Source organism: Sphingomonas sp. DG1-23, assembly GCF_030730875.1.
Lineage (GTDB): Bacteria > Pseudomonadota > Alphaproteobacteria > Sphingomonadales > Sphingomonadaceae > Sphingomonas.
The window spans coordinates 595,628-618,115 of record NZ_JAVAMA010000001.1 but is presented as its reverse complement, the minus strand read 5'-3'; the positions used below and the strand labels follow the sequence as shown (position 1 = coordinate 618,115).

18 protein-coding genes and 1 pseudogene are annotated in these 22,488 nt (G+C 67.0%); 14 read left to right on the top strand and 5 right to left on the bottom strand.

The features are described from left to right. Window positions 1-162 precede the first annotated feature (162 nt). Complete coding sequence (locus Q9Q95_RS02800) at window positions 163-3,036, top strand: pitrilysin family protein (protein ID WP_306093542.1); 2,874 nt, start codon at window positions 163-165, stop codon at window positions 3,034-3,036. A 147-nt stretch (window positions 3,037-3,183) separates the two neighbouring features. Here the strand turns inward: Q9Q95_RS02800 and Q9Q95_RS02795 are convergent, their stop codons facing one another. The 3 genes from Q9Q95_RS02795 to Q9Q95_RS02785 are packed head-to-tail and all read right to left on the bottom strand — an operon-like array spanning window position 3,184 to window position 7,749. Then, entirely contained in the window at window positions 3,184-4,968 is a 1,785-nt protein-coding gene (locus Q9Q95_RS02795; RefSeq protein ID WP_306093540.1) for a long-chain fatty acid--CoA ligase, read from the bottom strand. Between the two features lie 39 nt (window positions 4,969-5,007). Further along, window positions 5,008-6,711, bottom strand: coding sequence for a gamma-glutamyltransferase family protein (locus Q9Q95_RS02790; protein ID WP_306093538.1), 1,704 nt, complete (start codon window positions 6,709-6,711; stop codon window positions 5,008-5,010). 45 nt (window positions 6,712-6,756) lie between these two features. After that, a complete protein-coding gene (locus Q9Q95_RS02785; RefSeq protein ID WP_306093536.1) occupies window positions 6,757-7,749 on the bottom strand; it encodes a quinone-dependent dihydroorotate dehydrogenase in 993 nt (330 codons plus the stop codon). Window positions 7,750-7,994: 245 nt separating this feature from the next. On the opposite strand from Q9Q95_RS02785, the gene Q9Q95_RS02780 reads away from it, so the two are divergent. The 11 genes and pseudogenes from Q9Q95_RS02780 (at window position 7,995) to Q9Q95_RS02730 (ending at window position 16,772) form a co-directional block, all read left to right on the top strand. Next, complete coding sequence (locus Q9Q95_RS02780) at window positions 7,995-8,945, top strand: helix-turn-helix domain-containing protein (RefSeq protein WP_306093534.1); 951 nt, start codon at window positions 7,995-7,997, stop codon at window positions 8,943-8,945. 74 nt (window positions 8,946-9,019) lie between these two features. Beyond that, window positions 9,020-9,541 carry an SUF system Fe-S cluster assembly regulator gene (locus Q9Q95_RS02775; RefSeq protein WP_306093532.1) on the top strand — a complete coding sequence of 174 codons (522 nt, stop codon included), beginning with the start codon at window positions 9,020-9,022 and terminating at the stop codon, window positions 9,539-9,541. Next, complete coding sequence (gene sufB / locus Q9Q95_RS02770) at window positions 9,541-11,004, top strand: Fe-S cluster assembly protein SufB (protein ID WP_306093530.1); 1,464 nt, start codon at window positions 9,541-9,543, stop codon at window positions 11,002-11,004. The genes Q9Q95_RS02775 and sufB overlap by 1 nt, the downstream gene beginning before the upstream one ends. A 145-nt stretch (window positions 11,005-11,149) precedes the next feature. Then, window positions 11,150-11,668 carry a hypothetical protein gene (locus Q9Q95_RS02765; protein ID WP_306093528.1) on the top strand — a complete coding sequence of 173 codons (519 nt, stop codon included), beginning with the start codon at window positions 11,150-11,152 and terminating at the stop codon, window positions 11,666-11,668. 85 nt (window positions 11,669-11,753) lie between these two features. Beyond that, window positions 11,754-12,176: a hypothetical protein gene (locus tag Q9Q95_RS02760; RefSeq protein WP_306093527.1), complete on the top strand. Its 423-nt coding sequence runs from the start codon at window positions 11,754-11,756 to the stop codon at window positions 12,174-12,176. After that, a complete protein-coding gene (locus tag Q9Q95_RS02755) occupies window positions 12,173-12,493 on the top strand; it encodes a hypothetical protein (RefSeq protein WP_306093526.1) in 321 nt (106 codons plus the stop codon). The genes Q9Q95_RS02760 and Q9Q95_RS02755 overlap by 4 nt, the downstream gene beginning before the upstream one ends. A 46-nt stretch (window positions 12,494-12,539) precedes the next feature. Next, window positions 12,540-13,220: pseudogene (gene sufC / locus Q9Q95_RS02750) on the top strand (Fe-S cluster assembly ATPase SufC); the annotation flags it as partial. A gap of 181 nt (window positions 13,221-13,401) precedes the next feature. Then, window positions 13,402-14,547, top strand: a complete 1,146-nt coding sequence (locus Q9Q95_RS02745; RefSeq protein WP_306093524.1) for a SufD family Fe-S cluster assembly protein — start codon at window positions 13,402-13,404, stop codon at window positions 14,545-14,547. Next, window positions 14,547-15,803, top strand: a complete 1,257-nt coding sequence (locus Q9Q95_RS02740; RefSeq protein WP_371876666.1) for a cysteine desulfurase — start codon at window positions 14,547-14,549, stop codon at window positions 15,801-15,803. Before Q9Q95_RS02745 ends, Q9Q95_RS02740 begins: the two co-directional genes overlap by 1 nt. Then, window positions 15,800-16,294, top strand: coding sequence for an SUF system Fe-S cluster assembly protein (locus tag Q9Q95_RS02735; RefSeq protein ID WP_306093523.1), 495 nt, complete (start codon window positions 15,800-15,802; stop codon window positions 16,292-16,294). Before Q9Q95_RS02740 ends, Q9Q95_RS02735 begins: the two co-directional genes overlap by 4 nt. A gap of 118 nt (window positions 16,295-16,412) precedes the next feature. Beyond that, window positions 16,413-16,772 carry an iron-sulfur cluster assembly accessory protein gene (locus Q9Q95_RS02730; RefSeq protein ID WP_306093522.1) on the top strand — a complete coding sequence of 120 codons (360 nt, stop codon included), beginning with the start codon at window positions 16,413-16,415 and terminating at the stop codon, window positions 16,770-16,772. On the opposite strand, the gene Q9Q95_RS02725 is transcribed toward Q9Q95_RS02730, so the two are convergent. Next, a complete protein-coding gene (locus Q9Q95_RS02725; RefSeq protein ID WP_306093521.1) occupies window positions 16,769-17,824 on the bottom strand; it encodes a glycosyltransferase family 2 protein in 1,056 nt (351 codons plus the stop codon). The genes Q9Q95_RS02730 and Q9Q95_RS02725 overlap by 4 nt on opposite strands. Before the next feature lie 113 nt (window positions 17,825-17,937). Here Q9Q95_RS02725 and mgrA point away from each other — a divergent pair, with 113 nt between their 5' ends. Both mgrA and Q9Q95_RS02715 read left to right on the top strand, forming a co-directional pair. After that, entirely contained in the window at window positions 17,938-18,999 is a 1,062-nt protein-coding gene (gene mgrA / locus Q9Q95_RS02720; protein ID WP_306093520.1) for an L-glyceraldehyde 3-phosphate reductase, read from the top strand. Beyond that, complete coding sequence (locus Q9Q95_RS02715) at window positions 18,996-19,463, top strand: GreA/GreB family elongation factor (RefSeq protein ID WP_306093519.1); 468 nt, start codon at window positions 18,996-18,998, stop codon at window positions 19,461-19,463. Before mgrA ends, Q9Q95_RS02715 begins: the two co-directional genes overlap by 4 nt. A 174-nt stretch (window positions 19,464-19,637) precedes the next feature. Here Q9Q95_RS02715 and Q9Q95_RS02710 read toward each other — a convergent pair whose 3' ends face one another. Next, window positions 19,638-22,415, bottom strand: coding sequence for a TonB-dependent receptor (locus Q9Q95_RS02710; protein WP_306093518.1), 2,778 nt, complete (start codon window positions 22,413-22,415; stop codon window positions 19,638-19,640). Between the last annotated feature and the right edge of the window lie 73 nt (window positions 22,416-22,488).

Sequence of the window (22,488 nt, the reverse complement as noted above, 5' to 3'; positions counted from 1 at the left end):
GGTCCACCGTGCCGCCGGCGCAGGCCAGGCGCCTCCGTCCCTTCGCCCAGCCGCCTGGTGGACCCCGGCACAAGGCCGGGGTGACGAAGGAAGGGAGGTCCGTACACCTGCGCGAAAGGTACGCGGTGGCAAGCGCGGGGTTTCGTCATTAGATGGGGATCCATGCTTCGTTTCCTGCGGTCGCCGCTCCTCGCCTCCTTTGCCCTCGTCACGCTCGCCCCGGCCCAGCCGGTGCACGCGCAGGTCGCTCCGCGGCCGGTCCAGACCGCCGAGGATCCCTGGCTCTACAAGGGCAGCGATCTCGTCCATGACGACGAATGGAAGTTCGGCCGGCTCTCGAACGGCGTGCGCTATGCCGTGCGCAAGAACGGCGTGCCCCCCGGCCAGGTCTCGGTGCGGGTGCGGATCGACGCCGGCTCGCTCAACGAGCAGGACAGCGAGCGCGGCTTCGCGCATCTGCTCGAGCATCTCTCGTTCCGCGGCTCGACCTTCGTGCCCGACGGCGAGTCGAAGCGGATCTGGCAGCGGCTCGGGGTGACCTTCGGCTCCGATTCGAACGCCAGCACCACCTTCACCCAGACGGTCTACAAGCTCGATCTGCCCACTGCGACTACGGCGGGACTCGACGAGAGCTTCAAGATCCTCACCGGCATGATGTCCGCACCCGCGATCACCCAGGCGTCGCTCGATGCCGAGCGCCCGGTGGTACTCGCCGAGGCGCGCGAGCAGCCCGGCGCGCAGGAGCGGCTGCAGGATACCATGCTCGGTCTGATGTTCGCCGGCCAGCCGGTCGCCAATCGCAAGCCGATCGGCACCACCGCCGCGCTGACCGCCGCGACGCCCGCCGCAGTCAAGGCCTTCCACGATCGCTGGTACCGCCCCGAGCGCGCCGTGGTGATCGTCATCGGCGACATGGATCCGGCGGTGCTCGAAGGGCTGGTGCAGAAGCATTTCGCCACCTGGCAGGCCAACGGGCCCAACCCGCCGAGCCCCGATTTCGGCAAGCCGGTGGCCGAGAACAACCCGGTCGCCGCGAGCATCGTCGAGCCGGCCGTGCCGCCGCTGGCGATGATGGCGATCGTCCGCCCCTGGACGGTGTTCAGCGACACCGTGATCTTCAACCAGAAACGGATGATCGATCTCGTCGCGATCCGCATCATCAACCGGCGACTCGAATCACGCGCGCGCTCGGGCGGCAGCTTCGTCGGCGCGGGCGCGGATCTGAGCGACGTCGCGCGCTCTGCCAACGTCACCACCGTCAACGTCATGCCGGTCGGCGCGGATTGGGAGACGGCGCTGCGCGACGTGCGCGGGGTGATCGCCGACGCCCAGACCACTGCGCCGACCCAGGCCGAGATCGACCGCGAGCTCGCCGAGATCGAAGCGTCGATGAAGCAGCGGATCGCCACCGCGCCGGTCGAATCGGGGATGAAGATCGCCGACGATCTGGTCGAGGCGGTCGACATCAACGAGACGGTGACGACGCCCGAGGCTTCGTACGACATCTTCAAGGCCGCGATCGCCGCGAAGATGTTCACTCCCGAAACCGTGCAGGCCGCGGCGAAGCGCGTATTCGAGGGCACCGCCACCCGCGCGCTGGTCAACGTCCACACTCCCGATCCGCAGCTCATGGCCAAGGTCACCGCGGCGCTGCAGGCCGATGTCGTCGCCAATGGCGGCAAGCGCAAGGCGCTCGGCAATGTCAGCTTCGCCCAGCTGCCCAGGCTCGGCGCGCCGGGCAAGATGGTCAGCCGCACGCCGCTGCTGCCCGAACTCGAGATCGAGAAGGTGGTTTTCGCCAACGGCGTCAATCTGCTGATGCGCAAGGATTCGTCCGAAGTCGGCAAGGTCTATGTCAATGTCCGCTTCGGAGGCGGGCTCAATGCGCTGCCGACCCGACCGAGCCCGGCATGGGCCGGCGAGATGGCGCTTGTCGCGGGCGGCGTCGGCAAGCTCGGCCAGGAAGAGCTCGATGCGCTGATCGGCAATCGCCAGATGGGCTTCGACTTCGACGTCGCCGGGGACGCGTTCCGCTTCAACGGCCAGACCAACAAGCAGGATCTGCCCGATCAGCTGCGGCTGTTCGCGGCCAAGCTGGCGGCGCCGGCATGGGATCCCAATCCGGTGACTCGCGCCAAGACCGCGGTGCTCTCGGGCTATGCCGGGCTGTCCTCTTCGCCCGACGCGGTGCTCGGCCGCGATCTCGAGAAATTGCTCCATTCGGGCGATCCGCGCTGGGGCATGCCCGAGCGCGAGACGATCGCGGCGACCACGCCGGCGAGCTTCCGCAAGCTGTGGGAGCCGTTGCTCGGCACTGGTCCGATCGAAGTCGAGGTGTTCGGCGACATGGATTCGGACGCGACGATCAAGGCCGTCGCGGAAACCTTCGGCGCGCTCAAGCCGCGCCCGGCGAGCAATGCGCCGGTGCCGTTGGCCGCCTTCCCCGCGCATGTCGACAAGCCGGTGGTCCGCACCCATAGCGGCAAGGCCGATCAGGCGGCGGCGGTGATCGCCTGGCCGACCGGCGCGGGCAGCGCGGGCATCACCGAGAGCCGCAAGCTCGAAGTGCTCGCCGCGATCTTCCGCGACCGGATGATCGATCAGCTGCGCAGCCAGGCGGGGGTCAGCTATTCGCCCAACGTCGCCAGCCAATGGCCGCTCGGCATGGAATCGGGCGGCAAATTGATCGCCTTGGGCATGGTGCCCCCCGACAAGACCGACTTCTTCTTCCAGCTCGCCCGCGGGATCGCCGCCGATCTGATCGCCAAACCGGTCGACGCCGACGAACTCAATCGCGCGCTGACGCCGATCAAGCAGATGCTGATCCGCCAATCGAGCGGCAACATGTTCTGGATGCGGCTGGTCGAGGGCGGCGCCTATGATCCGGCGCGGGTCGCCTCGGTGGCGACGCTGGCCCGCGACGTCGCGACCACTTCGCCCGCCGAAGTGCAGGCGCTCGCCCAGAAATATCTGCGGCCCGACAAGGACTGGACGATGGTGGTGGTCCCCGGCCCGGACGCGCAGGCCGGGGGCTGAGCCGAGCTTGATCCTCCCTCGCGCAGCGGGGGAGGGGGACCACGAAGTGGTGGAGGGGGCCTGTCCGCGAGCAGTGGATCTGCGGCGGCGCCCCTCCGTCGCCTTCGGCGCCACCTCCCCCGCTGCGCGAGGGAGGATTTAAGGGACTCAATACAGCGCGTTCAGCCGGTCCCCATACACCTGCTTCAGCACGTGCCGGCGGATCTTCAGGCTCGGGGTCAATTGCTCGTTCTCGATCGTGAACGGCGAATCGGCGATGATGAACTTGCGCACCCGCTCGACCACCGACAGATCCTTGTTGACCCGCTCGACCGCAGCGGCGACCGCGGCCTTGTAATCGGGATCGTGCGACAGCTCCCTGAAATGACAGGGCGTCGCGGTGTGCGCGCAATATTCGGCGGTCCATTCGGGATCGGGGACGATCACCGCGGTCATGTACGGCTTCTTGTCGCCCGCGATCATCGCCTGGACGATCTCGGGCTGGAGGGTGAGCATGCCTTCCACCTTTTGCGGCGCGACATTGTCGCCCTTGTCGTTGACGATGATGTCCTTCTTGCGGTCGGTGATCTTGATCCGGCCCTTCTCGTCGATCACGCCGATGTCGCCGGTATGGAGCCAGCCGTCCTTGAGGACGCGCGCGGTCTCCTCCTCGTTGCGCCAATAGCCGTGCATGACCAGCTCCCCGCGGACGAGGATCTCGCCGTCGGGCGCGATCCGCACCTCGACATCGGGGAGCGGCGGGCCGACCGTGTCGTGCTTGAGCCCGGCGCTCGGACGGTTGCACGAGATCACCGGCGCGGCCTCGGTCTGGCCATAGCCTTGCAGGAAGGTGAGGCCGATCGATTCGAAGAAGATCCCGACCTCGGGATTGAGCGGCGCCCCGCCTGAGACCATCGCCTTGATCCGCCCGCCGAAGCGCTTCGAGATCTTGGGCATCAGGGTCGCCTTGAGCAGCAGGCTCATCGGCGCGTCGAGCAGGGTCGTGCTGCCCGCCGCGCGCTTACCGCCGAGATCGACCGCGCGATCGAGCAGGAAATTGGCGAATTTGCCCTGCTTCTCGATCTGCTTGGTGATCCGGGTGCGCAGCACTTCGAACAGCCGCGGCACCACCACCATGATCGTCGGGCGGACTTCCTCGATGTTCGAGGCGAGTTTTTCGAGCCCTTCGGAATAATAGATCTGGGCGCCGAGCCCGATCGGGAAATGCTGCCCGCCGGTATGCTCGTACGCGTGGCTGAGCGGCAGGAACGAGAGGAACACTTCGTCCTCCCAGCCGAAATCCTCGGAGATGATCGTGCAGCAGCCATTGACGTTGTGGAGGATCGCGCCGTGATGCTGCATCACCCCGCGCGGGCTGCCGCCGGTCCCGCTGGTGTAGATGATGCACGCCGGCTCCTCGCGCCGGAACGAGGCGCGCGCGGCGACGGTCTCGGGGTCGGCCGGATGCTTCGCGATCAAATCCTTGTAATCGTGGAAATCCATCGTTCCCGACTGGCCGGCGCGGACCTCGTCGATGCCGATCACCATCCGCGCCGAGGACGATCGGATCGCGGCGGGAAGCAGGGTCTTGGCCAGCTTGGTGTTCGAGACGACGATCGCGCAGGCGCCCGAATTCTCGATGATGTGCTGGTGATCGCGCTCGGTATTGGTGGTGTAGGTGGGAACGGTGACGCAGCCGGCCGCCATGATCGCCAGATCGGTGATGCAGAATTCGGGGCGGTTCTCCGAGACCAGCATGATGCGGTCGCCATGCTTGAGCCCCAGCGCCTGGAAGGCCGTGGCGAGGCTGGCGACCTGACGCGCGGCCTCGGCCCAGCTGGTCGGCTGCCACGCCCCCCCGGCCTTGTGCCAGAGGAACGGCTTGTCGCCCTTCTCGCGTGCCCGCGTGAAGAACATCTGGACCAGATTGTCGAACCGTTCGAGTGTGCGCATCGCTCTCCCCCTTCGGGCACCGCTTTGGCGGCGTCCCTTTTATTCCGATGGACGGTTCGGCACGGCGCCGAAACGCTTGATCTCGGGCACGCGTCCGTCCTGATGCATCGCCACGCCTTCGCTGCGCGGATCGGCGGCACCGGCCCAGCGGCCGCCGACCTGCTCGATCGCATTGGCCTTGAGCCCGAGCGGCGCGGCCTGGACCTTCTCGCCCAGCGCCTCCAGCGCCGGGATCATCGCCTCGCGCTCGGTGCCCTTCTCGATCAGCGCGACCGGGCCGGGAGCATAGACCAATCCGAGCGCGATCGCATCCTGTGCGCTCAGCTTCCAGTCGACCACGCCGATGATCGCTTTCGCGACCTGCGCGATGATCGTCGATCCGCCCGCCGCGCCGACCGCGAGGCGGACCTTGCCGTCGGGGCCGTAGACGATCGTCGGAGCCATCGAGCTGCGCGGGCGCTTGCCGCCCTCGACCCGGTTGGCGACCAGAATGCCGTCCTTCTCGGGCACGATGTCGAAATCGGTCAGCTCGTTGTTGAGCATCGTTCCGTCGACCGACAGGCCCGAGCCGAACGGGCTCTCGATCGTGGTGGTCACCTGCGCGACATTGCCCGCGCCATCGGCGACCGACAGCGAAGTGGTGCCTGCGACTTCGCTGGTGGAGGCGCGCACGCGGGGCGGCGCCCCCGGCGGCGTGCCGGGAGCGATGGTCGCCATGCTGCCGGTCGGGCTGATCAGCGCCGAGCGGCGGGCGATATATTGGGGGGCGAGCAGACCTTTGAGCGGGATCCGGACATAATCGGGGTCGCCGAGATACATGTCGCGATCGGCATAAGCGAGGCGCGAGCTTTCGGCGAACAGATGCCATGCGACCGGCGAATCCTTGCCGAGCTTCGCCATGTCGAAGCGTTCGAGCTGCTTGAGGATCATCAGCACGGCGGTGCCGCCCGACGAGACCGGGCCCATCGAGCAGATCTTGTGCCGGCGATAGGTGCCGCACAGCACCGGGCGCTCCTTGGCCTCGTACGCGGCGAGGTCGCCCACGGTCATCTTCGACGGGTTGCGCGCGGCATTGTTGACCGTCGCGACCAATTTCGCCGCCTGCGGGCCGACATAGAAGGCGTCGGGGCCGAATTTGGCGACGCGCTCGAACAGATCCGCCTGTTCGGGATTGCGCACCGTGGCGCGCGGCTTGCCGTCGGGATCGTAGAAGATCGCGCGGATGGCGGCGTCGCCGTGGCGAAAGCGGCCGAGCGCGCCGTTGAAGCGCGGAGTCACCGCGAAGCCGTCGCGGGCAAGCCGGATCGCGGGCTCGAACAAGGTCGCCCAAGGCAATTTGCCGCCGCGCCGGTGCGCCATCGCCATCGCGCGCAGCGTGCCGGGAACCCCGACGCTACGCCCGCCGGGAATCGCGTCGCGAATGCCGAGCGGCTTGCCGTCGGCATAGAACCAGCGCGAGTCGGCGGCCATCGGGGCGGCCTCGCGGCCGTCGACGGTGGTCGTCGTCTTCCGCTTCGCGTCGTATACGACGAAGAACGCGCCGCCGCCGATCCCGGCGCTCGCCGGCTCGACCACGTTCAATGCCAGCATCGTCGCGATCGCCGCGTCGGTCGCGGTGCCTCCCTTGCGCAGGATCTCGACTCCCGCGGCGGCGGCGCGCGGGTCCGCGGCGCTGACGATTCCCTGCGCCGATGCGGCGAAGGGCAGGAACAGGGCAATCAGCAGCGCGACCATTCTTCTCATGGTCCCAGCCGTAGCCCGCTTTGGCGTGCCGGCAAAGACGCTATGTCAGCGGCTTGCGGCCAATCCTCGGACGATTTCGCGCGCGAGGCCGGGGCCGCGATAGACGAGCGCGCTATAGACCTGGACGAGCACCGCGCCGGCATCGAGCCGTCTTCGGGCTTCGTCCGGGCCGTCGATCCCCCCCGCCGAGATCAGCGGCAGCGCGCCGCCGCTGGCTTCGCGCGCCTCGATCAGCTTTGTCGCAGCGAGCGTGCGCAACGGCGCACCCGAGAGGCCGCCGGCCTCGCCGGCAAGCGGCGAGCGCAGTGCCGGGCGCGAAATCGTGGTGTTCGAGACGATCAGCGCGTCGATCCGGTTGTCGATCGCCGCGCGCACCGCCCCGTCGATTCCGGCGCGATCGAGATCGGGGGCGATCTTGAGAAACAAAGGCGTTCCGCCCCGCGCGGAATCGCAGGCGGCGAGCAATTCGTCCAATGCCGGGCGCGACTGGAGATCGCGCAGGCCGGGCGTGTTGGGCGAGCTGACGTTGATCGTGATGTAATCGGCGTGCGGCGCGGCCTTGCCCACCCCCTCGGCATAATCGGCGACCCGGTCGGTCGAATCCTTGTTGGCGCCGACATTGATCCCGAGCACCCCCGCGCGCCGCTTCAGCGCGGCGATTCGCGTCAACGCCGCGTCGATCCCGTCATTGTTGAATCCCATCCGGTTGATCACCGCCTCGTCCTCGACGAGTCGAAACAGCCGCGGCCTGGGGTTGCCGGGCTGCGGGCGCGGGGTCAGCGTCCCCACCTCGACCGCGCCGAAGCCGAGCCCGAACAGTCCGGCGATCGCCTCGGCATTCTTGTCGAGCCCGGCGGCGAGCCCGACCCGGTTGGGAAAGTCGATCCCGGCGACCCGGACACCGGCGGATGCATCCGATCCGGAGCGACCCGCGAACGGCGTGCCGAAGCCGCCCCACAGCCGCAATGCGGCGATCGTCGCGCGGTGCGCCGTTTCGGGATCGAGGGAAAATAGTGCGGAACGGAGCGGATAGGCCATGCGATCGCCTTCGCACCGCGGCGTCCGCGCGTCAAAAATCGCGCAATGTCGAATCCGTCCAATACGTAGGTCTACGTATTGGCTAGTCAGGTTTTGCGACCCGAGGGGTTTCCGCTTCAACGGGGGGAACCCTTTCCACTGGCCCGGCCGGGTAATACCGGCCGGGCCACTTTTATCTGCGCGCCCCGCCGGTTATAGACACGGCCGAGACACAGATTCGGGGAACCGGGGGGCTCGGGTCGCAAATGCGGGGCGTAACTACCATCAAATCCATCGTCGCGGATGCACATGCGCATCCCGCCCGCGATATCGTGGGCGCGTCGGGGCCGACGATCGAGCTCAAGCGCGCCAAGGGCCGGCTGCTCCCCCATGTCGAATCCTATTATCTGTTCCGCTGGGAAGGCGAGGGCGAACTCGAGCGTTCGGAGCGGATCGATCTCGGGCATATCCGCTTCCTGATCCAGGGCGAGGGCGAGATGACCTTCCCCGACGGTCATGTCGAACCGCTCAAGCCGATCATGGTCGCCGGCCCCGGCACCGCCGCCGCCAGCTATCGGATGCGCGGGCCGGTCTTGTGCTTCGGCGTGGTGCTGCGCGCGATCGGCTGGAAGGCGCTGATCGGCATCCCCGCGCACAAGGTCACCGATCACATCATCGACGGCGAGAAATTGTTCTGCGAGCGCGCGCCGCGGCTGCTCGAGCAATTGCGCGACATGACCCAGCTCGACGAGATGATCTCGGCGATCGCCCCGCAGCTGATCATGCGGCAGGAGGAAGTGAAGCCGGTTCCCGAGGCGCATTTCCCGTTCCTCAACGCCGTGCGCGAATGGGCGGCGAGCGAGGATCCGACGATCGATGCGCTCTACGGGACGATCGAGGCGACTTCGGGGCTCGGCGAGCGTCAGGTCCAGCGGCTGTGCCTCGAATATTTCGGCGGGCCGCCGACCAAGCTCAAGCGCAAGTTCCGCGCGATCCGCGCCGCGATGCAGATCTTCCAGGGCGCGCCGATCTCCGACGTGGTCGGCCCGTTCGCCGATCAGTCGCACATGATCAACGAAGTCAAGCACTTCACCGGGCACACCCCGACCAGCCTGCGCGGCAATGGCGATCCCGCGCTCGCGCTGACCCTGCAGAACGAAGGACTGCACTTCCTGCCCGAAGTCATCCCCGAACCGGTTGACCTTCGCGCCGCTTAGGCCCATTTGCAATCGGACAGAATCGTTCTGATTGATGCCCGTCGCGCGATTGCGCAAAGGGCGAATGGGATTAGATGCGCCTTTCGAGCCTTGCCGATTATGCCGTAGTGATGATGGCTGCCGCCGCGCGCCATTGCGGCGCGACGTGCCGGCTCAACGCGACTCTGCTCGCGAGCGAGACCGGGCTGCCTTTGCCTACGGTGCAGAAGCTGGTCAGCAAGCTCTCGGCAGCGGGGCTGATCGAGAGCGCGCGCGGCACCGGCGGCGGCTTCCGCCTGTCGCGCCCGCCCGCGGCGATCTCGGTCGCCGACATCGTCGAGGCGATCGAGGGGCCGATCGCGCTGACTGCCTGTGTCGACAATGGCCGGCATGATTGCGCGGTCGAGGGCACCTGCCGGGTCAGGCCGCACTGGAATGCCGTGAACGGCGCCGTTAAAGGCGCGCTCTCTTCGATCAGCCTCGCCAGTCTTTCCTTGTTCCCCGGCGAAGGCCGGGGTCCAGTTCCGGAGCGTTCAGTGGGCGAGGAAATCGCTATCAATCAAGGTTCGTCGCAGCTGGGCCCCCGCCTTCGCCGGGGAACGGGAGTGCTCGCATAATGGCCACCAGGAACGCCGAGGCGCTCGCCGCCGCGAACAAGAAGTATGAATGGGGCTTCGCCTCGGACGTCGAGCAGGAGTTCGCGCCCAAGGGGCTGAGCGAAGACACCGTCCGCTACATCAGCGCCAAGAAGAACGAGCCCGAATGGATGCTCGAATGGCGCCTCAAGGCTTTCCGGATGTGGCAGGAAATGACGCTTCCCGAATGGGCGAAGCTGCAGATCCCGCACATCGACTATCAGGACGCCTATTATTACGCCGAGCCCAAGGCGAAGAAGACGATCGGCAGCCTCGACGAGCTCGATCCCGAAATCCTGCGCGTCTATGAGAAGCTCGGCATCCCGATCGAGGAGCAGAAGGTCCTCGCCGGGGTCGAGGGCGCGCGCAAGATCGCGGTCGACGCGGTGTTCGACAGCGTCTCGGTCGCGACTACCTTCCGCGAGGAACTCAAGGCCGCCGGCGTCATCTTCCTGTCGATCAGCGAGGCGATCCGCGAATATCCCGAGCTGGTGAAGAAATGGCTCGGCAAGGTCGTCCCGGTGCGCGACAATTTCTTCTCGGCGCTCAACAGCGCGGTCTTCTCCGACGGCACCTTCGTCTACGTGCCCGAGGGCGTGCGCTGCCCGATGGAGCTGAGCACCTATTTCCGGATCAACGCCGAGAATACCGGCCAGTTCGAGCGGACTTTGATCGTCGCCGACAAGGGCGCGTACGTCTCGTATCTCGAAGGCTGCACCGCGCCGATGCGCGACGAGAACCAGCTCCACGCCGCCGTGGTCGAACTGGTCGCATTGGACGATGCCGAGATCAAATATTCGACCGTGCAGAACTGGTATCCCGGCGACGAGGACGGCAAGGGCGGGATCTTCAACTTCGTCACCAAGCGCGCGCTCTGCGCCGGGACCAATTCGAAGGTCAGCTGGACCCAGGTCGAGACCGGCAGCGCGATCACGTGGAAATATCCGAGCTGCATCCTGCAGGGCGACGGCTCGGTCGGCGAATTCTATTCGGTTGCGGTGACCAACGGCCGCCAGCAGGCCGATACCGGCACCAAGATGCTGCATATCGGCAAGAACACTCGCTCGACGATCGTGTCGAAGGGCATCAGCGCCGGCCGATCGGACAACACCTATCGCGGCAAGGTGCTGGTCAATGCCGGGGCGGAGAATGTCCGCAACTTCACCCAATGCGACAGCCTGTTGCTAGGCGATCAATGCGGCGCGCACACCGTGCCCTATATCGAGGTCAAGAACCCGACTGCGCAGATCGAGCACGAGGCGACCACCTCGAAGATCAGCGAGGATCAGATGTTCTACGCGATGCAGCGCGGTCTCGATTCGGAGGCGGCGGTGGCGCTGATCGTCAACGGCTTCGCGCGCGAGGTGCTCAAGCAGCTGCCGATGGAATTCGCGGTCGAGGCGCAGAAATTGCTGGGGATCAGCCTCGAGGGGTCGGTGGGGTGACCCGGCATCTCTCAAATCGTCATGCCGGACTTGTTCCGGCATCCACCGTGCAGCCGGGCGAAGGACGAGAGGCGCTTGCTTCTCGCTTGGCCGCCCGGTGGACCCCGGAACAGGTCCGGGGTGACGATGGGGCGGCAACCGCTCTGTGATCGCCTTTGCCCTCCTTCTCCTCGCGCAGGATGTGCCTGCAGCGCCGCCCGCGACCGACGAGGTGCAGGGTGAGGACATCGTCGTGCGCGCGACCTTCGGGCATACCACGATGCTGTTCGACAAGGGCGCCGACGGCAAGTTGCGCAATTGCCGGATCATGGTCTCCAGCGGCAGCCAGCGGCGTGATACCAATGCCTGCCAGTCGACCCCGGTCTGCTATGCCAAGACCGCCGATGAAGTCACCGATTGCCGCGAACTGACCTTCCTCGAGCTGGCGTCCGCCGCCACGCCGGGCGAGACGCGGCTCCCCGGCGCGAGCGCGCCGCAGACCTTCGTTCTTCCCAAATTCAGCGATCCCCGGCCGGCGCTCGGCGATGGCGAGGCAGGCCCACTGGGCCTCGGCGAGCCCAGCCGCGAGACCGAGCGCCAGCGCGTCAAATTGCCGCCTCTGCCCAAGCCGCCCTCCGATGGCCCGGTCATTCGCCTCGGGCCGGCGAAGGAACTCGGCGAATGAGCGTCGTGCCCAGTCAGCGCCGGGCAAGCATGGTTCGGGCAATGTCAGGAAAGGGGCGGATGTTCTCGCCCCCGGGAGTATCGCAATGACATTCGGAATATTGCTCGCGCTCGCCGCCCAGGCCGCCGGCGGAGTCGCCGTCGACGCCGTGCCGCAGATCGGCATCGCCACGCGCCATGCCCGCTGCATCGTGCGGCAGGTCGGGGTCGCGCCTGCCGCGGAAGCCGATCGCGCCGCGAGGGTGGCGGATGCGATCAAGGGCTGCCGCGCCTTTGTCGAGGGCGATTTCACCCAGGGCCGGATCCTGCTCGGCGACCGTCCGGTCAACAAGCGCTGGTGGGGGCGCATGCAGGGCATCCTCGATTCGGTCGAGGCCGATGTCAGCGCGGCGATCGTCCAGCCCAGGCAGTACAAGATCATCTGGGAATTGCCCGATGGCGGCCGGGTCGACGCCTATAACGCTCCCGAGCCGCTCAAGAACATCAAGCTGCTGACGGTGCCTTTATGAGCCTGTGGCTTGCTCTCGGCTTGCTCGGCGGGCAGGACGCGGTCGGCGAGGACATCGTCGTCACCGGTCGCGCCCGGCCGCTCCAGATCAATGTCCAGCTCGATTCGAAGCGCCGCGTCCATGCCTGCGCGATCGCGCAGTCCAGCGGCGACGAGAGCTTCGACCGGCTGACCTGCGAGACCGTCGCCGCCTGCTCGCGCGAGCCCGATCGCAGCAAGAAGGCGATCCAGGCCTGCACCCAGACCCAGATGACCAAGATCATCAACGATCAGTTCGGCGCGGACGCCGACCGACAGGATACAAATGCTCAGAATTGAAGACCTGCGCGCCGAAATCGACGGCAAGGAAATCCTCAAGGGGCTCAGCCTCACCGTCAATGCCGGCGAAGTCCATGCGATCATGGGCCCGAACGGTGCCGGCAAGTCGACGCTCGGCTATGTGCTGGGCGGGCGTCCGGGCTACGAGCCGACCGGCGGATCGGTGACGTTCGGCAGCGCGGATCTGCTCGAAATGGACGCGCACGAGCGCGCTGCGGCCGGCCTGTTCCTCGGCTTCCAATATCCGGTCGAGATCCCCGGCATCTCCAACGTCCAGTTCCTCCGCGAGGCGCTCAATTCGCAGCGCCGCGCGCGCGGCGAGACACCGCTTTCGGGCGGCGAATTCCTCAAGCTCGCGCGGGCGCAGGCCGACGCCCTGGGCATGGATCAGGAGATGCTCAAGCGCCCGGTCAATGTCGGCTTCTCGGGCGGCGAGAAGAAGCGCAACGAAATGGTCCAGATGGGCATCATCGGTCCGAAGCTGGCGATCCTCGACGAGACCGATTCCGGGCTCGACATCGACGCGCTCAAGGCGGTGGGCGAAGGGATCAACCGGATCATGCGTGCGCCCGACAAAGCGGTGCTGCTGATCACCCATTACCAGCGGCTGCTCGATTATGTGCAGCCCGATTTCGTCCACGTCCTCGAAGCCGGCCGCATCACCCGCACCGGCGGCCCCGAACTCGCGCAACAGCTCGAGCGCGAAGGCTATGGAGTGGCGGCGTGAGCGCGATATCGCAATTCCTCCCCGAGCTCGTCTCGGGGAGGGGGACCGCGCGAAGCGTGGTGGAGGGGCGCCGCGCAGCGGCGGACTCGGTGCGAGGCGTTTCCGCGACTGCGTCGCGGCCCCTCCACCACCGGCCTGCGGCCGGCGGTCCCCCTCCCCGAGCAAACTCGGGGAGGATTTGATGGCCTCCACGCTCGAACTTCCTTCGCCGCGCCTCGAGGAATGGCGCTGGGCCGATATGCAGGCGCTGCGCGCCGCCGCCGATGCCGCACCGCGTGATGCCGGGATCAAGCCCGCCGATCTCTTCCTCGATTTCGATGGCCCCCGCCTGCTCTTCGTCGACGGCGTGTTCGAGCCCGCGCATAGCCGCCCCGGTCCGGTAAAGGTCGCGCGCTTTGCGCCCGAGACCGCGCACCCGCTTGGCGAGCTGGCCGAAGGCGAGGGCTGGGTGCTGTCGCTCGACGCGCAGGCCGCGGTGACCGGCATCCAGATCGTCCATCTCGGCACCGGCGGCGAGAGCCATGTGCCCGCGCGGATCACGCTCGCCGAAGACGCCGTGGCGAGCGTCGTGGAAACCTATGCCGGCGCAGGCTGGGCGAATCGCATCGCACAGATCACGCTCGCGCGCGGCGCGCGGCTGATGCGCTCGGTGCGGCTGCTCCAGGCTGATGGCTTCGTGTCGATCCGCGACGAGGCCGAGATCGGCGAAGCGGCGAGCCTCGTCTCGATCTTCCTCGGCGCCGGCGGGATGGGCAGCCGGATCGACGGCGCGCTGACCCTCACCGGCAAGGGCGCATTCGCCGAGATGGGCGGCGCGCTGCTGACTTCGGACAAGCAGCGCCAGGAGGCGGCGGTTTCGGTGCGCCACGAGGCCATCGAGGGTACTTCTCGCCAGCTCTGGCGCGCAGTCGCCGCGAACCGTTCGGTGGCGAGCCTCGCGGCGCGGGTCGAGGTCGCGCGCGACGCGCAGCAGACCGATGGCGAGCAGTCGTTGCGCGGATTGCTGCTCGAACGCGGCGCGACGGTCAATCTCAAGCCCGAGCTCGAAATCTTCGCCGACGACGTCAAATGCGCGCACGGCGCGACGGTCGGCGAGCTCGACCAGCGCGCGCTCTTCTACCTCCAGAGCCGCGGCGTCCCCGAGCCGCGGGCCAAGGCCTTGCTCACTCGCGCCTTCGTCGCCGACGCAGTGTCGCGGATCGGCGAGGAAAAGGTTCGCGCGGCGTTCGAGGCGGATGCCGAGGCGTGGCTGGAGAACTCCCTCTCCCATCGGGAGAGGGAAGGGGCCCGCTCGCCGGAGGCGAGTGGGAAGGGTGAGGGCGCGTAATGGCCAGTCACCCGCACCCTTCCGCGCCTACGGCGCTCCCTCCCTCTCCCGATGGGAGAGGGACCCGCCCCCTCGATCTGCTCGCCGATTTCCCGGCGATTCCCGCGGGCTGGGCCTATCTCGACACCGCCGCGACCTCGCAAAAGCCCAGACCCGTGCTCGATGCGATCGCCCGCGGCTATGGCGAGACCTACGCGACCGTCCATCGCGGCGTCTATCAGCGCTCGGCAGACATGACGCTGGCGTTCGAGGCCGCGCGCGAGCGGGTGGCGAAGTTCATTCATGGCAAGCCCGAGGAAACGATCTTCGTCCGCGGCGCGACCGAGGGGATCAATCTCGTCGCGCAATGCTGGGCGGGCACCCAGCTCAAGCGGGGCGACCGTATCCTGCTCTCCATGCTCGAGCATCATTCGAACATCGTGCCGTGGCAGATGGTCGCCGAGCGCGTCGGCGCCGCGATCGACGTGATTCCGCTCACCGCCGACCAGCGCATCGACCTCGACGCGATGGCCGCGATGATCACGCCGCAGCACAAATTGGTCGCGCTCGCGCATGTCTCGAACGTGCTCGGTTCGGTGCTCGACGCGAAACGCGCGACCGAGATCGCGCATTCGGTCGGCGCCAGGATCCTGCTCGACGGCTGCCAGGCTGTGCCGCGGCTGCCGGTCGACGTCGCCGCAATCGGCTGCGACTTCTACGTCTTCTCGGGCCACAAGCTCTATGGTCCCACGGGGATCGGCGTGCTGTGGGGCCGTTTCGAGCTGCTCGACGCGATGCCGCCCTATCAGGGCGGCGGCTCGATGATCGATCGCGTCAGCTTCGCGCGCACCACCTATGCCCCCCCGCCGGGCCGGTTCGAAGCGGGCACGCCGCACATCGTCGGCGTGGTCGGGCTGCACGCCGCAATCGACTATGTCGAGAGCATCGGCCTGGCGCGCATCCACGCGCACGAGGCCGCGCTCGTCCGCCAGGCGCGCGGGGCGCTCGCGCAGATCAACAGCGTCCGGCTGTTCGGCCCCGACGACAGTGCCGGGATCGTCAGTTTCGCAGTAGAGGGGGTGCATCCGCACGACGTCGCCACCATCTTGGACGAAGGCGATGTCGCGATCCGCGCCGGGCATCACTGTGCCCAGCCGCTGATGGACGCGCTCGGCGTGCCGGCGACGGCGCGGGCGAGCTTCGGAGTGTATAACGGCGCGGACGACATCGCCGCGCTGGTGAGGGGTGTCGAACGCGTGACGAGGATTTTCGGGTGAACGACGAACGCAAGATCGCGGTGGAGGAGGTCGACGCCGTTGCGGCGCCGCCCAAGGCGCGGGTCGAGGACGCCTTTGCGCCCACCGAAACATCGCCGGACGTGCAGGAGACGTTCGAGCGCAAGCGCGACTATCTCGCCGGTTTCCTGTCGCAGAAACCCGAGCCGCATCCGGCGGGCGAGCCCGGCGGCGAGCTCTACGAATCGGTGATTCAGGCGCTCAAGGAAATCTACGATCCCGAGATCCCGGTGAACATCTACGATCTCGGGCTGATCTACGGAGTCGACATCACCGCCGACGGCCATGCGTCGGTGCAGATGACCTTGACCACGCCGCATTGCCCGGTGGCCGAATCCATGCCGGGCGAAGTCGAATTGCGCGTCGGATCGGTCCCGGGGATCGGCCATGCCGAAGTCAATCTCGTCTGGGATCCGCCCTGGGATCCGCAGAAGATGACCGACGACGCCAAGCTCGAACTGGGAATGCTCTAAAATTCCCCTCCCGCTTGCGGGAGGGGTTAGGGGAGGGGCTGTCGGAGGCCGTACCGCTCCCCATATCGTCCAAGGCCCTCCCCCGACCTCTCCCGCAAGCGGGAGGGGAGCGAGAAAAATGATGACCGACACCAAGACCCGCCAACGGCCCGCCGCGCTCCATCTCACGCCTGCTGCCGAGGCGCGCATCGCCGCGCTGATGGCCAAGGCCCCCGAGGGCACGATCGGCGTCAAATTATCGACTCCGCGCCGCGGCTGTTCGGGGCTGGCCTATTCGGTCGACTATGTCCGCGAGGCCGCGCCGTTCGACGAAAGGATCGAGACTCCCGGCGGCACCTTCTTCGTCGACGGCGCCTCGGTGCTCTATCTCGTCGGCTCGACGATGGACTGGGTCGAGGACGATTTCACTGCCGGCTTCACCTTTCAGAACCCCAACGCCAAGGGCAGCTGCGGCTGCGGCGAGAGCTTCACCGTCTAGGCGGCGCGGCGCATCCCGGCGCCCATCTCGGCATAGAATGCTGCATCGTCGTCGATGCCCAGCGACTCATAGAGCATTGCGAGGTTCTGCGCGGCGAGCCAGCTCCCGCAGCCTTCGACCGACCCGTCGAGCCCCGGCTGCTCGCCGATCTCGAGGCACCGCTTCCACGCCCCTTCGACCACCGGCAGATATTCGGCCATCGCCGTCTCCGGGCGGCGGCTGGCGAGCTCGAGATAGAGGTCGGCGACCGCGAAATAGAAATCGGGCGAGCGCGCCCAATGCGACTGCTCGGCATCGGCGAAGGCCAGCGCCGCATCGAAGCGTTCGGCACGCTTGAGCGCCTGGAGCGCGGCGACGACCACGCCGTGGCGCCACGCGTCGCCGGTGGCGCCGGTGCGGTGCGCCGCGAGCAATGCGTCCGCCGCCGCGTCCGCACGCCCGCGCACCAGATGTTCGCGCCCCAGCTGGAACCAGAAATAGGAATCGCCCGGATTGGCCGCGAGCTCGGCGCGCAGCAGCGCCTCGTTGCGCCCGGCCTTGCGCGCGAGCTGGGCTTGCTCGAACCCGTCATGACGGACGGCCAGCGGCAGCACCGTCATCGGCAGCGGCGACACCGGCTGCTCGTGGATCCGGCCTTCGTAGCGCACCCCGCGCGGCAGGATCCGGGGCACGAACTTGCGCGCGGCCGACCCGGAGTCGGTACCGTTGACGATCCGCACGCAGCCGACGAAGCGCGCCGGTGCGGGGGCGGGCGGAAGCGTCGCCGCCGCGAGCATCCGCGCGTCGTCTTCGAGCCATTCGTCTGCATCGAGGATCAAGTTCCAGTCGGCGTCCGAATGATCGAGCGCGGCATTGCGCGCGGCCGCGAAATCGTCGCACCAGTCGAAATGGTGCACCGTCGCGCCGCAGCCTTCCGCGATCCCGACGGTATCGTCGGTCGAGCCGGTATCGAGCACGATCATCGCGTCGACATGGCCGCGCACGCTGTCGAGACAACGCGCGATGCAGCGCGCCTCGTTTCGCGCGATCATGACGAGCGACAGGCGCGGCATGGGAATCCTTCACTTACTCGGGGACGTCACCATCCATTATAGGACGACGGGCTGTCCCGCGCCGCCGGATCGGCTACATGCTGGCGGCTTCACGCGTCGGAGACTTGAGACCCATGCCCTATCCGCAGCCTTGGCACGCCGATCCCGCCCGCTATGACGGCCGCATGCCTTATCGCCGCTGCGGCCGCTCGGGGCTCGATCTGCCGGCGATCAGCCTCGGCCTCTGGCAGAATTTCGGCGGCACCGACGTCTTCGAGACCGGCCGCGCCATCCTGCGCCGGGCGTTCGATCGCGGCGTCACCCATTTCGATCTCGCGAACAATTACGGCCCGCCTTACGGCTCGGCCGAGGAGAATTTCGGCCGGGTGATGGCCAGCGATTTCGCCGGCCATCGCGACGAACTGATCGTCTCGACCAAGGCGGGCTGGGACATGTGGCCCGGGCCCTATGGCGACGTCGGCGGCAGCCGGAAGTATCTCATCGCCTCGTGCGACCAGAGCCTCAAGCGGATGGGGCTCGATTATGTCGACATCTTCTATTCGCACCGCGTCGATCCGAAGACGCCGCTCGAGGAGACGATGGGCGCGCTCGCCCAGATCCACCGACAGGGCAAGGCGCTTTATGTCGGCATCTCGTCCTACTCGCCCGAGCTGACCCGCCAGGCTGCGGCTATCCTCGCCGAGCACAAGGTGCCGCTGCTGATCCACCAGCCGAGCTATTCGATGCTCAATCGCTGGGTCGAAGACGCGCTGCTCGACACGCTCGGCGATCTCGGGACCGGCTGCATCGCCTTCTCACCGCTCGCGCAGGGCATGCTCACCTCGAAATATCTGAATGGTGTTCCCGAGGATGCCCGTGCGGCCAAAGGCGGCTCGTTGGATCAGCAATTGCTGAGCGATGCGAACCTCGCCCGCATCCGCGCGCTCAACCATATCGCATCCAGGCGTGGCCAGACCCTCGCCCAGATGGCGATCGCATGGGTGCTGCGCGATCCGCGCGTCACTTCGGCGCTGGTCGGCGCGCGCACCGTCCAGCAGCTCGACGATTCGCTCGATGCGGTGCAGACTCTCGCGTTCAGCCCGGAGGAGCTCGCCGAAATCGACCGCCATGCAACCGAAGGCGCGATCGATCTTTGGAAGGTCTCTTCCACGCTAGAGGATCTGCCCCGGAGATGAGCGTCGCCTTCCGTCGCGACAGCGACGAGGAACACAAGGAACCGAAGTTCGAGATTCCGCTCCCCGCCGGTCCCAATCTGGTGACCGCGCGCGGGCTGGCGCTGACCGAGGCGAAGGTTACCGCGCTCGAGGCCGCGATCGCGGCCGAAGGCGAGGACGAGCCGCGCGAGATGCTCAAGCGCGAATTGCGCTACTGGAACACCCGGCGCACCACCGCGGAGATCGCGCCGGTGCCGGAAGAGGGCGTGGTCGGCATCGGATCGCGCGTGCGGATCCGGCTGGCGGGCAAGGAACGCGTGATTGATCTGGTCGGCCATGACGAGGCCGATCCGCACGCCGATCGGCTTGCTTTCTCGGCGCCGCTGGCCAATGCGCTGCTCGGCGCCGAGCAAGGCGAGCGCGTCGATTTCAACGGCCGTGCCGAAGCGATCGAGATCCTCGAAGTCTCAGCCATCCCCGCCTGACGAGGCGATCGTGCTCCTGCGAAAGCAGGAGCCCAGGCCAACGAGCGACATCCGCGAAACACTGGGCTCCTGCTTCCGCAGGAGCACTGCTTCGCCTTGATTCAGGCCGCACAAACGAAAGCCGCCGCTCCATCGCTGGAGCGGCGGCTTCCTGATTTCCCGGATCGGAAGGGCTTAGAAGCCCACCACCAGCGAACCGATGAAGGTACGCGGATAGCCGATCTGCGAGTTCGGCGCGTTGCCATAGTTCGTGATCGAGGTGCCGTTCGCGAGATAGGTCGGGCCCTGGTTGAGGTTGCCCGAGAAACCACCCACGAACAGCTCGTCGAACACGTTGAGCACGTTGAGCTGGAAGAAGGTGTTCTTGTTCAGGCCGGCCCATTCGAGGCCGACACGGGCGTTGAGGTCGACCAGGGTATAGGCCGGCGTCTTGTTGCCGAACACTTCATAGGTCGTGCCCGCGACGATCGCACGCACCGGCTCGTTGGTGTCGTAGATGTAGCGCGGACCGGTCCGCTTGACGTTGACGCCGAGATCGACCGGGCCGAGCATCGCCTGCGCGCCGCCGCCGAAGGTGTAGGTCGGCGAACCGGCCTCGCGCTTGCCGGCGGTCGGAGCGTAGATCGGCGAACCGACCGGACCCAGCGGACCCGCTGCCGTGGTGCGCGCGACGATGACGTCCTGCTGGATCTCCGACTTCAGGTACGAGCCGAAGGCGTAGAGGCTGAGCTGCGGGATCGGCTGGAAGGCGATCGAGCCGTCGAAGCCGTACTTCTTCACCTTGCCGAGGTTGCGATAGATCGTCTTGTCGAGATCGGCGTCATAGGCCTGGGCAAGACGGTTGTTATAGTCGGTGTACCACGCAACGACCTGCGCCTGGACCTGCGACGAACGATAGCGGATGCCGGTATCGAAATTGTCGGTGGTCTCCGGCTTCGGGTTCGCCTGCTCCGCCGTCACCGGGAAGTAGAACGAGTTGTACAGATTGTCCGTACCCGGAACCTGGATGCTCTTCGAATAATTGCCGAACAGCGAGATCTGGTTGGTGATGTCCGCGGTATAGCCGATGCTCGGCAGCGCCTTCTTGTAGTTCAGGACGCGCTGCTGCGGCCCCTGCGTCGCGAAGGAGCAGATGTTGAGCGGCGCGGCCGGCGCCGGCTGCGGAACCGAAGTGCAGGTCGCCCCGGTGGGAGCGGCTGCCGCGGCGATCACGTACTGCGACGGATTGGCAGCCAGATAGGCCGCCTGCGCGGCGCTGTCCGAACCGAAGCACTCGACGAAGCCGGCGGCGCTCGACGTGGCGCAATAGTTGGTCAGGTTGCGCTTGAAGAACGGCAGGCCGAGACCGGCGGTGACGTGCACCGTGTCGTCGAAGAAGTCGCCATTATATTCGATCGCGGCCTTGTGCAGGATGGCGAACGACAGGCGGTCGCGCTTCTGCAGGGCGCGGCCATTGGCGTCGAGCACCGGATCGTTGACCGGAAACACGTCGAACGGCTTGCCGTTGCCCTGGAGGAAGCCGGTCTCGCCGGTCTGACGGTGGCGTGCACGGTCATAGGTGTAGGCGAGGCGGACGGTCTGGCCCGGCGTGATCTCGTAGCGCAGCGATGCGATCAGCCCGATACGGTGCGTCTGGGTCTGGCTGGGCGCCAGCAGACGGATCGTGTCCAGCGTGTCGCCGTCGCCGTTGAGGTCACGACCGAAATAGGGCGTGCCGCCGATATAGCCGGTCTGGCAGCTCACCGTCGCGCTGTTCGCGGTGGTGTTGCAATTGGCGTTGTTCGCCGTCGAGCCGAAGCCGGTCAGCGGGTTGATCGCGCCGGTGAACGGGCCGGGGTTGACGTCGCGACGGGCTTCCTGACCCACCACGGTGCCGCCGCCATTCGCCTTCACATACTGATAGCTCGGGTCGACGTAGAGCGTCAGGCTGTCGGCCAGCGTGAAGCGCGAACCGACGCGGATGTTGCCGGTGTTCGACGGGTTGAAGCGCTCGTCGAAGAGCGAGCCGCAGCTGTTGGCCGCATCGGCGACGCCCGGGCGCGCGACGTTGTTGGTCAGGCAGTTGGCGACGGTGTATTCGCGCTCGTCGTTGGTGATCGGGAAGCGGTTGTTGGTGTTCGGGCCGACGACGCGGCCGCCGGTGACTGCCGCGGTGTCGGTGCGCAGCGGCACCGAACCCTGGAAATTGTTGCGGTTCTCGTTGTAGTGCCCGGCGATCGAGATGAAGTCGCCATTGTCGCCGATCGGCTGATAGAGGCGGGCGTTATACTGCTGCTTCTCGACGCGTGCCTTCTCGTTGAAGGGCGAGCGGTTGCGTGCCGTGCTGGCAGACACGAAGGCGCGGGTGCCGAACGAAGTGAGCTCGCCGGTGTCGACCATGCCGAAGATGCGGAAGAAGTCGAAATCGCCGGCCGAGCCCGAGAGCTTCACGCCGAAATCCTGACCCGGCAGACGCGTGCGATAGTTGACGGTCGAGCCGGTCGCGCCCGCGGTCGGGCTGTCGATGTCGGTGGTGCCGAGGTTGACGTTGACCTGCTCGATCAGCTCGGGGTCGAGCTGCTGGTTAGAATAGATCGCGTAATTGCCCGAGTCATTCAGCGGAACGCCGTCGAAGGTCTGGCTGATGCGGCTCGAATCGAAGCCGCGGATGGTGAGCGTGCCGCCCGACGAACCGAACGGATCGTTGTTCTGGAAGCTGACGCCCGGAAGCTGGTTGATCACGTCGTTGACCGACTGGCCCGGCGCCTGGCGCTGGATGAATTCCTGGGTGAGGACACCCTTCGCCTTCGACGTGTCGGGAACCACGATCCCGCTGACGCCGTTATTGGCGCGGCTGCCGGTGACCACGATCTCCGCTTCCTCGGTATCGATCGTGCCCGACGATTGCGCGAAGGCGCTCGCCGGAATCATCAGCGCGGCAAAAGCCACGCCGGCAAAAAGCTTGGTGCGCATTTTAGATAGTCCCTTTCGGTGTGCCCTGGATGCACGAATACTCGCTCGGTGTTCGTTCACCGTCGCGGCTGCC

Coding starts and splice junctions, on each gene's coding strand:
- Q9Q95_RS02800 (WP_306093542.1), top strand. CDS start 163: ATGCTTCGTTTCCTGCGGTCGCCGCTCCTCGCCTCCTTTGCCCTCGTC.
- Q9Q95_RS02795 (WP_306093540.1), bottom strand. CDS start 4,968: ATGCGCACACTCGAACGGTTCGACAATCTGGTCCAGATGTTCTTCACG.
- Q9Q95_RS02790 (WP_306093538.1), bottom strand. CDS start 6,711: ATGAGAAGAATGGTCGCGCTGCTGATTGCCCTGTTCCTGCCCTTCGCC.
- Q9Q95_RS02785 (WP_306093536.1), bottom strand. CDS start 7,749: ATGGCCTATCCGCTCCGTTCCGCACTATTTTCCCTCGATCCCGAAACG.
- Q9Q95_RS02780 (WP_306093534.1), top strand. CDS start 7,995: ATGCGGGGCGTAACTACCATCAAATCCATCGTCGCGGATGCACATGCG.
- Q9Q95_RS02775 (WP_306093532.1), top strand. CDS start 9,020: ATGCGCCTTTCGAGCCTTGCCGATTATGCCGTAGTGATGATGGCTGCC.
- sufB (WP_306093530.1), top strand. CDS start 9,541: ATGGCCACCAGGAACGCCGAGGCGCTCGCCGCCGCGAACAAGAAGTAT.
- Q9Q95_RS02760 (WP_306093527.1), top strand. CDS start 11,754: ATGACATTCGGAATATTGCTCGCGCTCGCCGCCCAGGCCGCCGGCGGA.
- Q9Q95_RS02755 (WP_306093526.1), top strand. CDS start 12,173: ATGAGCCTGTGGCTTGCTCTCGGCTTGCTCGGCGGGCAGGACGCGGTC.
- Q9Q95_RS02745 (WP_306093524.1), top strand. CDS start 13,402: ATGGCCTCCACGCTCGAACTTCCTTCGCCGCGCCTCGAGGAATGGCGC.
- Q9Q95_RS02740 (WP_371876666.1), top strand. CDS start 14,547: ATGGCCAGTCACCCGCACCCTTCCGCGCCTACGGCGCTCCCTCCCTCT.
- Q9Q95_RS02730 (WP_306093522.1), top strand. CDS start 16,413: ATGATGACCGACACCAAGACCCGCCAACGGCCCGCCGCGCTCCATCTC.
- Q9Q95_RS02725 (WP_306093521.1), bottom strand. CDS start 17,824: ATGCCGCGCCTGTCGCTCGTCATGATCGCGCGAAACGAGGCGCGCTGC.
- mgrA (WP_306093520.1), top strand. CDS start 17,938: ATGCCCTATCCGCAGCCTTGGCACGCCGATCCCGCCCGCTATGACGGC.
- Q9Q95_RS02715 (WP_306093519.1), top strand. CDS start 18,996: ATGAGCGTCGCCTTCCGTCGCGACAGCGACGAGGAACACAAGGAACCG.
- Q9Q95_RS02710 (WP_306093518.1), bottom strand. CDS start 22,415: ATGCGCACCAAGCTTTTTGCCGGCGTGGCTTTTGCCGCGCTGATGATT.